Annotated in this window: 12 protein-coding genes; 1 reads left to right on the top strand and 11 read right to left on the bottom strand. The window is 46.0% G+C overall.

The features are described 5' to 3' along the window. Window positions 1-19 precede the first annotated feature (19 nt). The 8 genes from ACQY6F_RS16420 to ACQY6F_RS16385 form a co-directional block, all read right to left on the bottom strand. A complete protein-coding gene (locus tag ACQY6F_RS16420) occupies window positions 20-520 on the bottom strand; it encodes a hypothetical protein (protein WP_428775954.1) in 501 nt (166 codons plus the stop codon). 88 nt (window positions 521-608) lie between these two features. After that, complete coding sequence (locus ACQY6F_RS16415; protein WP_428775952.1) at window positions 609-1,649, bottom strand: hypothetical protein; 1,041 nt, start codon at window positions 1,647-1,649, stop codon at window positions 609-611. A gap of 3 nt (window positions 1,650-1,652) precedes the next feature. Then, window positions 1,653-3,287, bottom strand: a complete 1,635-nt coding sequence (locus ACQY6F_RS16410; RefSeq protein ID WP_428775951.1) for a GspE/PulE family protein — start codon at window positions 3,285-3,287, stop codon at window positions 1,653-1,655. An 11-nt stretch (window positions 3,288-3,298) separates the two neighbouring features. Continuing rightward, complete coding sequence (locus ACQY6F_RS16405) at window positions 3,299-4,111, bottom strand: hypothetical protein (protein ID WP_428775949.1); 813 nt, start codon at window positions 4,109-4,111, stop codon at window positions 3,299-3,301. A gap of 3 nt (window positions 4,112-4,114) precedes the next feature. Next, window positions 4,115-5,296, bottom strand: a complete 1,182-nt coding sequence (locus tag ACQY6F_RS16400) for a hypothetical protein (protein WP_428775947.1) — start codon at window positions 5,294-5,296, stop codon at window positions 4,115-4,117. A 9-nt stretch (window positions 5,297-5,305) separates the two neighbouring features. Then, the gene (locus ACQY6F_RS16395; RefSeq protein ID WP_428775945.1) at window positions 5,306-6,862 is read right to left on the bottom strand and encodes a hypothetical protein; all 1,557 of its coding nucleotides are present in this window, start codon (window positions 6,860-6,862) and stop codon (window positions 5,306-5,308) included. 2 nt (window positions 6,863-6,864) lie between these two features. Continuing rightward, the gene (locus ACQY6F_RS16390) at window positions 6,865-8,019 is read right to left on the bottom strand and encodes a hypothetical protein (protein WP_428775944.1); all 1,155 of its coding nucleotides are present in this window, start codon (window positions 8,017-8,019) and stop codon (window positions 6,865-6,867) included. Between the two features lie 98 nt (window positions 8,020-8,117). Continuing rightward, on the bottom strand, window positions 8,118-9,143 hold the full coding sequence (locus ACQY6F_RS16385; RefSeq protein WP_428775943.1) for a hypothetical protein: 1,026 nt from the start codon (window positions 9,141-9,143) through the stop codon (window positions 8,118-8,120). Between the two features lie 256 nt (window positions 9,144-9,399). Between ACQY6F_RS16385 and ACQY6F_RS16380 the strand changes: the two genes are divergently transcribed. Further along, the gene (locus ACQY6F_RS16380; RefSeq protein ID WP_428775941.1) at window positions 9,400-9,756 is read left to right on the top strand and encodes a hypothetical protein; all 357 of its coding nucleotides are present in this window, start codon (window positions 9,400-9,402) and stop codon (window positions 9,754-9,756) included. A 124-nt stretch (window positions 9,757-9,880) separates the two neighbouring features. Here ACQY6F_RS16380 and ACQY6F_RS16375 read toward each other — a convergent pair whose 3' ends face one another. The 3 genes from ACQY6F_RS16375 to ACQY6F_RS16365 form a co-directional block, all read right to left on the bottom strand. After that, the gene (locus ACQY6F_RS16375; RefSeq protein WP_428775939.1) at window positions 9,881-10,444 is read right to left on the bottom strand and encodes a hypothetical protein; all 564 of its coding nucleotides are present in this window, start codon (window positions 10,442-10,444) and stop codon (window positions 9,881-9,883) included. A gap of 85 nt (window positions 10,445-10,529) precedes the next feature. Next, the gene (locus tag ACQY6F_RS16370; protein WP_428775937.1) at window positions 10,530-12,728 is read right to left on the bottom strand and encodes a DNA topoisomerase; all 2,199 of its coding nucleotides are present in this window, start codon (window positions 12,726-12,728) and stop codon (window positions 10,530-10,532) included. A 14-nt stretch (window positions 12,729-12,742) separates the two neighbouring features. Continuing rightward, the gene (locus ACQY6F_RS16365; protein ID WP_428775936.1) at window positions 12,743-13,231 is read right to left on the bottom strand and encodes a hypothetical protein; all 489 of its coding nucleotides are present in this window, start codon (window positions 13,229-13,231) and stop codon (window positions 12,743-12,745) included. Window positions 13,232-13,292: the final 61 nt, after the last annotated feature.

Below are 13,292 nucleotides of genomic sequence, written 5' to 3'. Positions count from 1 at the left end.
ATCTTTTGTTCATTGGGCATTACAACGTCAAGGTGATGGTGGTGCCCGATGTTGTTAGCGAAGGACAACCAGAAGCAGCTGAACACTGATTTGCCGTCATGGGTGCCAAACTGTCGGCCAGTTCGTTAATTCGCTCGGAAGGTAGACCGGTGATCTGGAGAGATTTTTGAGACAGGTTACTGCCTGCTGCGAGAACAAAATTACCGCCATAGGCGTTGGTGTTGGTACCTGAACCGCCTATACCGCCACAGGTTTTGGCACTGACACTCTGCTGCCCAGCGGCACAGAGAACCGACATCGATAAGCCAGTGAAGTTGGATTTAAAGCCTTTCCAAGTATCTGCGCCGGCGTTGATTTCGGTTACCTGACTGACTAACTCATTTTTGTCGAGTCGGAACGATACTTCAGACCAGGCCATCGTACCGAGGATCGTGACAACAATACCACCGACAATAGCTAAACCTACCTCAACTATGGTGAGACCCTTTTTGCGATTAGAAATTTGTTTCTTGTTTGACATTGTTTTTTCCTTTGGAACAAATAGTCGTGTCGATAAATAAACGCTCAACCCATAAGAGTTGGCGTTTCAGTTTTTGCCAGAAATGCGGTTAATTTGTTTGAATGGACAAGATGAGAAACATCACCGATGCGAACAGCAAAATGATGTGACTAAATAACAGCACCATGAACGCAATCTTCATCCAATAGTTGATTCGTTCGGTCTGTTTTTTAAGTAAGTAGTTATGTTCATCAGAGGAGTGCATGATGCGATCACCGAGCTCGTTATCTGAGATTGTCCGGCTCAAGCGGTTAACCTCACGCTCATTTATTAGCCCGGTATCTAGCATCTGGCCCAAACTACCCCCAGAGCGAGCTTTCTGTATGTTCAGCTCAATCATACCCAGGTGCCATTTACTGTATGGCTCGGCCTTAGACTGGAGAATTTCAATCGCTTTGAGCAGAGCAATATCTGAGTGAATCAGCGTTGCCAGCGCATTGAGCGTCGCCCCTGCCGTTAGGAGGCGGTATTGTTTGAAAAAGGGCAGCACATCTATGTAGTTTCTCAATCCGCCTGTCATCTTGGACTTCACGAGATGAACCGTTACGAACAATCCGACCACACTGCCTATGATCGCTACCCAATTCTGGTAGATGAATGACACATAACCATAGAAGACTTGAGATAAACCTGGCCATCGGCCATAAGGCGATAAGTCCTTCAACATCGAGAAGATGTACTCACCCAAAAAACCGATTGCCAACGCAAGAGCCAAAAATTTCAGGATCGGAATGACAAAAGACATCAATAACATCCCGAATAGGCCTTCGCTATTTTGTATCGCAATCTTGGTCTTATCAAAGGCTTCAACCATGTCCCCCGCTGCTTCACCGGCTTTCATCGTTTCGAATGCGGTATCACTAATGATGCCCTCAAACGCTAGGTGAATTGCGATACCGTTGTCGCTGGCGATACGCAGGCGCTTTCCTACCATTTTTTCCAATGTTGAGCCAAAGGTTTCAAAATCGCGGGCAACGTCGGTAAGGGGCATGTCCTGCTGGAGCAGCCTCCCCATCTCTTCAATCATCTGAGCCTTGTCTTTCGCACCCGTTAACTTGACAGTGATCAGATCAAAAATACTCAATTCCATTGGTTAACCCTCTCTCATCGCGGCAAAGGCTTCTTTAAGATCTTGCTTAACCAATCCATCGACCTGTTCAATAATGGAACGGTAATCGAGAATTCCCGCCGACAATTTCGATAGCGCATGATCTCTCAGTGAGGGCCAGCCCATCGATGTCAGGTACTGCTCCCATTCGTTCAGTTGCAAGTGTCGAATGAACTCACGACCTTTTTCATCAATCAGGATCATCTCAAACAACGCCGTTCGGCCAACTTCGCCTCGGCCTGAACACTCTGAGCATGTTCCCCAGTTGCGTCGGTAATGCACATTGGCGAGCCAGTCTGGTTTCTCTTCTTGATCCGAAATTGTTTCGACAGCGGCCAAAGCTTCCCGCAAGCTCTCGTCTTGCTTTACAAACTTGTGTGCCTGAGAGTGAGGAATTTTGCATTTTGGACACAGGGTACGAACTAATCGTTGGTGAGCCAGCGCTTTGATGATGCCAGGCGCGGCCAATTGCGTGATTGGTACGTCTAACTGCTCAGCCACCGTGGTAATAATCGACAGGCTTGAGTTGCAGTGGATGGTACCAACCATGACCTGACCAGTCGTTGCCAAACGCATAAATTGGGCAGCGGCTTTTTTGTCCCTCACCTCACCAAAGTAAAGTGCATCCGTATCGTGCCGCAATAGCACTTTGCCGTAGTGCTCAAACGACTTGGTATGCTGTTTTGTTTTAGTATCAATGTAATCTGGGTTAACCGCTGTCGAGAAATGGTTTCGTCCTGGTCGGTTAAACTCCACCGGATCTTCTAGTGAGTGAACCACTCGCGTTTCTTTTATTGTCTTGAGTGCGCAGTTAATCGTGGTGGTTTTACCGGAACCCGTAGGACCGGACATTAAAATCGCGCCCTGAGCTGCATTCACGCAGTCGACAAAAGACTGAGCATGCCCCTTGGACAAACCTAGCGCATCCAAATCGGGCAAGTCGCCACTGCCTGTCTCTAAGTTCCTGATCGTTATTTTAGAGCCATCATCGATCTTAATCTGGCTCAAGCGCCATTTCGTCAGTTTAGAAAAGCGCTTCGAATTGCCATTAGAGAGTTTTTGACTGACTTCGGTATCAATGAGAAACGTGGCATCTGTTTGAGTGGTCATCGACAGGTTTTGCTTTTGCCCCAGCGTTACTGCAGCGTAAAAACACAGAGTCATACCATACTCTAGGGGCTGATTTTCCATGAGTTTGAGGAACTCACCATCCCGGCGGTAACTGATTTCCGTTTCGTTTCTGTCTTCGACCAAACGTAAATGGATGTCCGATGCTTTATGCTGTATGGCCAACTCTAATAAGCGTTGAAGTCGCTGTTTAGCTTCGGTATTTTCGCCACCTTTGACGCCATTCGTTTGGTTGTGACCGTGGCTTCGGATCTTAATCAGTGAGTCCTGAATCTCTTCCGGTGATACAAGGCGAAATTTAGGTTCTATACCAAAATAATGACCTCCAAATGCCGTCGTGCTGTCGCGTAGCACGTCGGCGACATCGCTATATTCCTCTTCGTTTTCGTCTGTAACGCAAATAACACCTTCGTCGTTGACATAACAGTCGCTGCGTTCACAGATAAGGTTTTTTAGCCGCTCGTCCGCACAAACCCCTACTACAAATCCCATCTCTCAGACTCCTAGTTCAAGGCGAAGCCGCTGTGACCCAGTTTTTTGGTCACGCCGCTTGGTACGTATCGGATGCGGAGGAAATCAGGCGTGACTTCTGTGAATTGAAAGTCGCCCACCACTTTGTTCGGTGTTGCTTTAATCAAAGTCCCATCAATTTTCACCCAGGCACTGATGGTTTCCTTGGCATTGCTATCGATGGTAATACTTGACAGTGAAATTCGTTCGAACGCTTCCTCAACCTGGCGCTTGGGTACCGTTGGTGACAGGGTCACAGGCTCTACTGTTCCCATATCGGTGAAACCAGCCATGCCATTTCCTTTGGAACTGGACTGAACCTGTTGGCCGGGATTACCGGCAGTCACAGTGGTTGTCTGGCTTGGTGTTGGATTTCGTAATTTGTTTTTTTCGTTTTTCAGTCGTTCATTCTCATTTTCCAATTCCAGTTGCAGATTATCTCTCATGAGTTGAATCAGCTCGATGTCTTGTGACGAGAGGTTAACTGACCGTTTGGTATTTAACGCCATGGGCGCCGGTTCTAAAATGGCCTTCACTGGATTGCCCTTGGCGTCAGTATATTCCAACGTTTCTTGTGTGATGGCTGGCGGCGGTGCGACATCCCCCAACAATATTGGTCTTGGCGTTGGCTCAAGTACTTCTTCGGCCATAGGTAATGATTTCGCTTCCACGACAGGTATCAACATTTGCGGTTGATGGACTTGCGCTACTTTGTAGAAAAATTGGTAGTAAACTAATCCGGCGGACAGGCAGATACCTGAGATCAAAATTGGTAGTTTCTTTTTGTCTGACTCTGACATGGCCATGTTTTATCTCCCCACCACAGTTACGGTAAGTTCTATTGAAACGTTTTGCGGTGCTATTATCGGTAGCGGTTTCACTACCATTGAATCGATGAAAATGGGTTTATTACTGAATGACTGATTCAACAGATCCAGATACACCATTGAGACACTTTCGAAGGAGGCATTGAGCTGCTGGGTCGTGAACATCTCGTGATATTCCGGTTGATTGGACTTTACTCGACCACCCAATATCAGCATTTCATCCATGAAATCGTCACGGACGTTAGTGAAATCAAGCGTTTGCGCCGTCCATTTGAACCACTGTGACGGTGTGACCGGAAACGAAAACAGTCCAAATTGGCCCTCAATATTCAGGAACTCTCGATAGGAATCGAATTCCCTAAATTGTTTCAAGGTCTTAGTTCTGCCCCCATTGTTAAGAATCTCAGCTTGCACAGCATCATTGGACGCTGTGACTTTTTCAATTTCCCATCCCTGGGGTAACTTGGCTGACATCAGTGTTGCCGCCATTATTGCTGGATAGACTTCGCTATATTCAATCCGATTCACCAGAGCGGCTTTGTAATCGTAATAACGATCCATACGAATTTTGCGCTCTTGTACCACTTTAGGTTTCACTTCTTGAACCACTACGTGTTCAGGTTCACTTTCGGGGTAAAGCATCCAACCAAGCACGCCGACCAGTGACATTAGTACCGCGCCTTGCAGCTTTTGCTTTAACTTTGGATCGTATTTCTCAGTCAACCGATGCTTTGAATGTGCAAATTCTGCATCGTCTATTGCCGGAATTGGTTGTGGTTCCCAGTCAGCAATCAGATCTACTAACGTATCTGCCGCGAATACCGCTTTACCGGTTAAATTTTCCTTAGACAGATTTTCGTGAAGCACAACATCAATACTGCGGATAATCCCTTGTTTAATTGAGATAATCTCGCAGGTATCTGAATGGTGCTCTAATAGGATGAACCAATTGCTGCTCTCAAGCTCACCCTGATATTCCGCTAGGATTTTTTCCAGCACGACTTGCTGTTTGACTATGCCTTCGATTTGCGATGAGAATCGTATTAACGTTTCGTGCAGAGTCAGCACGTATTCATAACGTGCTTTGACAGCTGCTCGCATCAATGTCAGTACTTCTTTCTCTGTTCGTTGACCTAATTGAACGCTCTGGACCTGAATTTCCATATTGCCGCCTTAGATCTTACTTACGAGCCGAGGCGTCAATATCACTAGGGTATCGACAATCTTTTGGGTACCCGAGTTGCCCATTTGTATATCTACTAAATCCGTCTCATTCGATTCATTCGTGGTTTGCCGCATGTGGGTAACAACAAATGTTTTGTTGTACTCATAGGAACCACTCATATTGAACCGGGACTGACGTGTCCGAGGTTGTTTCAGCTTTAGTTCGTTGATTTCCAGATTGTCGAACTTGACGACTTTGGACAGCACGCCATTAAGTTTTAGGTGTACTCTGTCTGCCTGGATATTTGGCACCGCAAACATTTTTACCCCATCCCGGACTTCATCGGTAATGATGGTGGTAATTGGCACATCTTTATCTGCGCCTTCAAAGCTTGTTTTCACTGATTTGTAGTAACCGGTGATCGTGCTGAGGTCGATTTCCTGCACTTGGTGGTTGGTCGCTTTTAAGGTTTGCTGAGTTTGAACACTGACACTGCCAGTTTGTCGCAATGCATTGATTAAGACGCTAGAGCCAGCCCAAACCCCAGAGGTATAAGCGTTGAAGCCTACCCCTACTCCCTCCAATGCGTCTGAAAACGATGGTGTTTTTGCCCCTATCGACAAAATACCTTTACCGGTGTCCCGGCTAATATCTGCATCTATCCCGAACTTGAGGCCTTCGTCGCGTTGATACTGCAGAACCATGATTTCCAGTTCCACTTCTTGATTAAGTTGCTTAACCATTGAATCAACATAATCATCGACCAGCAGCATCATAGCTGGCGAGGTCCGGACGACGATAGACGACAACCCTTTGATGACTTCAGCATAGCCAAGAACCATATTGCTTGTGTTGCGAGTAGAGGACTCTAATGTGGCCTGATCTCCCGCACCTGTGGTGATATTCCCTTCACCCGACAGGATCTTATTGATGCCACCGTATATCTGATCCGTCAGGTTGTAGTTATTGGTAACCGTATTAGCAAACTGGCCATCATTGCCGCCTGTGGTGGAAATGGAACCTGTCGCGGCATCTGAGGTACTGGTTTGACTCGACCCAGTACCAGAAGAACCTAACTGAAATGAGTTCTCCCCTACCGTTGTTGGGATCGAGTATGATTTGGTCATGAACTTGTCGACCTTGATCACATCCCGTTCCACGGTCAAACCGTAATTCACATTCAGCGCCAGGATATTCAACGCTTCTTCTTTGGTGCCTTCGTGGAAAATAGACGTCAGTTTTGCCGGATCTACCGACAGACCATACTTGATTTGTACATCCCTACCGACAATTTCTCTCAATACCAGAGATAATGGCATGTCTTTGGCGTTAATCTTTGTCGATTGGTAGTACCAACTTGGTTTGTTGTTGGGCTTAATTTCTTCTACTTGTTGTGGTGGCCGTTCCAGCACCAACACTTTTTCGTATTTCTCGCTATCTAAAGTCTGGTCAATGGTACGTTGAGTCGACTCGTTGACTGATTTGAAATCATCGTAGCGGGTCGCTGTGGTGCAACCTGTGATGGTCGCTACCGCTATGGCTGTAATCGTCCAAATATGGCGCATCGTTATTTCTCCGTCATTACATAGGCTTCACGTGTTGACGGCACTATGCCACCACGCAATTTTGGATAGTCGGCCAACAGCAGGCTTAGCGCCGCTTTCAGGTTGCCCTTCTCCGCGACAATCGGGTAACTGAATGTGACGCGATAATCTTTACCCAAATAGTTTTTCTGAGTAGCTTTCCAGCCGAAGTCATGGGTTAAGCGCAGGAAATTGTCGCGTAATGAGCCAGGTGCGACGGTAAACATCGATACGGGTTGATTAGTGGAGGTTAATATGGCTTCTTTCTTGATGCCGTTCAGTGTCAGATGCAGCTCCAAATCACGCTTTTGCTCATCCGTCAGAAAACCCTGCCGTTCAGTGTCGTCAGATGCCCGCGCTTGCTGACGTGCCTTGGTAAGAAGCAAGGTTGTGGCTTTTTCAAATGACTCATTAAATGTAAAACTGCTTGGTGATTGTTGGCCAAGTACCTGTTTAGCTTCCGGGGTGAGTAACGTGCCGAACCTTTCATATCCAGCCTTATTCACCCAGCGGTATAACGCCGCCTCAAATTTTTCGCCTCGGAAAAGATAGAAATTGTGCTGTTCAGACTGCGCAGCGGTTCGGTAACCAGTCTGATGGATAGTGAGGGTTGGGGTGACACTATAAATTGTCGCGGCCAGATTCCCTTTGTCCAGCGAGATATACAATTGATATTCTCTTGGTGATTCCCGGTCGTAATTAATGCGTTGTGTAGCGGCCACCTGGGCCAATGATTCAATTGCTTCTGGAAAACTCGAGTAATACGAATCGGACTCGGCTATTTTTCGGTTGAGAATGGATTTTTCTCGCTTCACCAACTCAGAACGGATGTTGTGATAGCCTTCCATCGCCAGCCACTTATTCAACGTTTCACCAAACGTCTCGCCGGCAACGAGTTTAAATTGACGGACGGTATAGAGGTTGCCTTCCATTTGCCAGTTAGTGCCGATCAGTTTTGATTTGCTGGGTGTTCGATCCAGCGTGACTGCACGAGTATCGACCGGAGCCTCTGGCACCTTTTGCACTACTTCTACCTGATGGATCTTGCGATCCATTGTTTTTCGGATTGGAGTCGTGGTCGGGCTGGCCGGTTTGGTAGCTTCTACCAATACAACTTCATCGAGTTGAGGCTGGTTCATGGCACCCTGTATAGGGCCGGACTTGACGGTTTGCTGGGCGCAACCTGCTAAGGCTAGTGCGCAGCATAATGCTGTAAGCTTGCAGTTGTTATGATTCATCAATTGCCTCTTGCGATGATTTCTTTCGTAGAGTCCACGACTTCAATTGAAATGGGATATTGGTTCACTACGGCCTGAACGGAGTTACGAACAAAACTGGTGAGAACGGTGGTGTATCCCGTTGGCACCTCAAAATTGGCACCACGATATTTCAGTGTGTAATCGTAAAAATCGGCGATACGTGACAAATTGTGACGCACCGAACCAGGTTGAATTTCGAATGATTTGACGATCTCTTTGCGTGAATATGGGTGGACAATTAACTTGTTGCTGGATTGCTCGACCACCAGTGACACATTCAGTCCCGACTGACTTTGGCGCCGTTTTTCGTCTTCGATGAACTTGGTCATTACTTCCATCGGTGTGCTGCCAACATTGAAGTCAGATTTTTGCAGTTTGGCGTTCAAAAACCTTGAGTAGACAGGATCATCTAAAAACCAGATTACCCCGTTTAAGTTTGCATGTTCTGCCCATGCATCAATGGTGTCTTTTACCGTAAAGCCCTGATAGTAGTGGTATTCCAGAACCTTATTATTTCTCGCCAAATCAGTTTCATACTGTTTTTGCAATTGCTTCTGCTGCGCTTGAGAGCGAGCAAACTGGGGTGTAAAGATATGCGGCGCGGATACCCTTTCGTTCAACGAGAATGGGTAAATGGTCACCGTATTGGTACTGGCCTGATAGATAGGTAGAAGTCCAGAGCGATCAAATAACTCTAGGTACGCACTTTGCGGATTGTCGAAATCCAGAGTAATTCGTTTTGACCGGAGCTGGTAATAATCGTATGGATTGAGTTCTTTTGCCCACTCGACAAACTCAATGCCCAATTCATCAGCCAATTTGTTGGCTGCAGTTAGGGTTTGAGAGCCCTGCACCACATTCAGTTTGGCAAATTCAACCTGTGGGTATTCCTGCTCTTCCTGAACAGGGCTTGTTTCAGAAACCTCTTCCTGGATTGGCGCTGTCGACTGGCAGGCTGTCAATAACGTTGCTACCGCTATTGAGAGTATTCGTCGTGTCATCATTAAAACCGTTCTAATTCATCGTCACGGTTATTAACGGTTTTACTTTCGATTGGTCTCGTTTGTTTTTGCCAAAAATGCGGTGCTAATTAATCATCAAAAATATCAAAAAGTGCTTTAGATATTAAGGTCATAGCTTCGTTGCAATGGTGTTCACAGATATGCCTGAATTGCATTAAAAAACACTTTCAACATATACAATTCGTTTGTATAAAGAAGATGGCATACCAATAGGAATTTTTAATAGAAGGAATAACAAATGAGTGAAGCTCAAACGCTACCCGCACAACTGTCAGAACAAGATAAGTCGGCCAAAACGCATGCCATCATTGCCTACCTTTTGATGCTCTTTGGTTACTTTACCGGAATTCTATTCCTGATTGGCGGTTTCTGGGGTCTAGTCAAGAAAGGTGATGCAAAAGGTTCAATCTTTGAAGATCACTACAGCAATATAACGAAGACATTTTTCATTGCTCTAGTGCTCACCCTCATCGGTATGGCGACGATACTTTTTGTCGTTGGGTACTTTATTATCGCAATAACCGCTATTTATGTGCTGTGGAAAGTCATAAAAGGCCTAGCGCGAATTTTATCCGACCGTCCTTATAGCTCATAAATAGGATATACCAAGCAGGAATGATTCGATCTGTTCCTGCTTGTCATTCTTTACTACGGCTTTATAACCCATCCAATCTACGACCCGGCCTTCACACAAGTTTTTAGTTTCTCAGACAACCGATTTACTTCGTCAAATTTAGCGCAATGATTAACGCGATCAGAGCGAGGAAAGAAATACCGACAACCTTTATGCCTTTCCAAAGCACTCTCGAAAGCATTGGCCAAGCAAGATACAAGTTGTAGAACGTCTCTCCAAACCACGTATAGTTAAAGTCCTTAATTAAACTGCCGCAGTGTGGACAATACGATCTTGTGGGGACGCCCGCATCAAACACCATACGTGGCGTGACATCGCGGTCGCACGAACGGCACAGAGTCCCCAACCGTTTCCCGACGTGAATCTGGTCTAGAATTGGTTGAGTTGTCTGACTTCTTTCAAGTTGATCAGTGATCAATTCAGCTAAGTGCTCAAATTCGATCTCATCACTAACCGAGAATTCGTAATCCTCTTCGTGGATTAATTTGTTTCGCATCGTTGCCAAACGTCGAATCTCGGTTACCAAAGTCGAATCCAATTGCGTTTCGATGCTCGTTACCTTCTCATGCAAACCTTTTCCGCGAGCACCAAGATTTGAAAGCTGAGTTTCAATAGCTTTACTTGACTTGATGACTAGTTCATAACTCATCCAGATTTTTCCTAAACAAACTATTCCCAAACCTTACAGATAGCGTTAACAATCAATATGTTCCTTATACTACTCTGTTTGAAAATTAAATCGTGTCCTTAAAGTCACACTGCGGGAAACCACTACACGATATAAATGGTTTAGCGTTTTTGCGTTTTCCTTTAGAAATTCTCAAGTCGTTTTTGCATTTTGGACATCGCCTGTAAAACAACTGGCCAGCGAGGTCACTGAAGTTTGCCTTGCAAGACTCTTTGTTTTGACAGGCCCAGAAGTGACCAAATCGGCCGTTAACCCTAAGTGCTTTGCTTTTGCATTTAGGACAGGTTCCGGATAATGGCTTGGCTTGCTCAGCGTTGTTACCGACGGCTGCAGAACGCTGCTTGAGCATGTTATCCGGTATTGTGAGTCCATGCTTTTTAACCCTGGCCACTTCCGATTCAATAAATCGGTCTATCTCGGACCAGAATTGCTCAGGCGTCATGTCCAATGAGTTTATCTGCTTAAAATAGTGACTCCAAATCGCCGTTGTTTCTGGGCTGGATATCGAAGGTAAAAGGTCATACAGCATATAACCTTTCTCTGTCGGGGTGATTTTCTTATTTGTCACCTGCAAGCTCTTGGTATCAAACAGACCTTTGAGTATGTCTGACCGCGTGGCGGCGGTACCAATACCCCCTTGCTCGTCTTTGCCCTTATCTTTCTCCAACATCCACTGTTTGATTTTCGGATCTGAAATGTATTTGGCCGTTGATTTTAAATCCCGTAACAGCGTAGTAATGCTGTAAGATGCTGGAGGCTTCGTTTCTAATGCCTTTGCTTCGACCATGGAATGTTGAATTGTCTGCCCTTCTGACAAGAGTTCCGAGTCGAGTTGGCTAAGATCATCTAGTTGGGCCTCTTCCGAATCAGCGTCATTGCAAAACACGCTAGACCATCCCGGCACGATGACTTTCTGAGCCCGACCAGTAAAACGGTGCTCAATATCTTTGTCACAATTAACCGTTACAGCGTAGTCAGTGACGCGGCGCTGACGATTTTCAAAAAATTGGAGCAAGTAATTTCTCGCTATAAGTAAAAATACCGCTTTGGCGTCATCTGGCATCCTGTCCCACCCGGTTATGCTGCCTGTCGGTGTGATAGCTCCGTGCGCTCCCGTCTTAGATGAGTTGAATGCCCGTGTTTTCCTAGTGGTGTCTGTTTGACTGACCAATGGCGCGAACATGTCCAACTGACCAAGTTTTTCAATAATTTCTGGTGCCTCTGCAAAGCATTCTTCGGGAATGTATCGACAATCAGATCGATTGTAAGTAATGGCGTAATAGGGACTTTCACGAAGCATTTGCGTCAAAGTCAAAACCTCATCGGGTTGCATACCATAATAGCGCGCACAGTCGACCTGTAGCGAAAGCAAATCGTAGGGTAGCGGCGGAGAATCTGATGTGTTCTTGCGGGTAATTTCTGTAATTGTGGCAGGCCGGCCATGCAATGAACGGGCAATAGTTTGGGCCTGCTGACTGTTGGCAATGCGTCCTTTCGAATCGAGTTCAATCCAGTGATGGTCATCAGGCTGAAAGCGAGCTTTAATTTCGCCACCAGCGGAAGCGAAAGTGCCATTAATGTGATAATAATGCTGCTTTTGATGAGAATCACGCTCTCGCTCCCTCCTCACCACTAAACCATTTATTGCCGCTTGAACACGCCCTACATTGAGAGTTTTTCCCACATAGCCTTGTGACTGGCCCTGACAGGTAAGCAGTCTAGTGAGGTTATAACCACAGCGTTGATCGGCTACAGCGCGGGACAACTCTTGCAAATACAGGCCATGAAATTCACCGTTTGGGCGTTGATGGCGTGGCTCAAGGGCTTTAGCAATCTTGCTCGGATTGTTGTCATTAATCAAAATCCTCACGACGTTATTTTTGTCGATCCCAGCATACTCAAAAATTTCGTCCGCAATTGCCTGACCTGCCGCATCGATATCAGTACAAGAAAATATCCTGGTGGCTTTTTTCAGCAGCCTAAGGACGACGTTTAACTGTGATTTGGTGTTTGGATTAGGTTTGTATTTCACCGGCCACTGCATCGGCAAATCAGCCAGGTTCCATTTCGAGTAGGCTTCGTTGAAGTCCTCTGGATCAGCTAAAGCCAGTAGATGTCCAATACACCACGTGACGATTTGATTGTTTCCGCAATCGATATAGCCTTGTTTGGATTGGGAGTTAGGATTAATCACAGATGCAATGTGCTTACCCACATCTGGTTTTTCGGCGATGTACAAATCCAAAATTTCACCTCAAATCATGATATTACGAGTTCGCTGGCTTCCTTTAGGCTCAACCCATAAGAAGCGATCACCAGCAATTCTTGGTTGGCGCTATGCACCAAAAAAAACTTATCGTGTTCAATGAAATGAATGTCCAGCTGATTGAGATCATGCGGCATATCTTGGTATTGATGGTATTTAACGAAGTGGCGTTTGAGATTCACCACGAACTTTTCTAATAGGTAAATCACCCGCTCTTTTTGATAAGCACAAAGCGCTTGCCCAAATGCTTCTGCCGACCTGGCTTCTAAAGCACCTTTGAATTCGCCTTGAGCTATCATGTGGCAGTCAACCTGGTATCGGCTGGAAAAAGCGCCGTTTCGCAATACAGGTTCAGAGAGATGTTCAATGGCGATGAGGGCTTGTGAGCGCGACCTGAAACGAATAGGCATGGCTCGATGCTGTTTGCAGCGAGGGCTTAGGGCGGCATGGAGCTGGCCGTTTACGACTTTCAAAATATACATATTTTCAGCCTCTGGTAAGAGTTTGCAGGCTTGGACTTTTGTTTGTTCTATTGACTAGTGT

The sequence above is a fragment of the Vibrio sp. genome (assembly GCF_050299255.1).
Classification (GTDB): Bacteria; Pseudomonadota; Gammaproteobacteria; order Enterobacterales; family Vibrionaceae; genus Vibrio.
The sequence above is the reverse complement of the archived record's forward strand: the minus strand, read 5'-3'. Positions and strand labels throughout refer to the sequence as shown.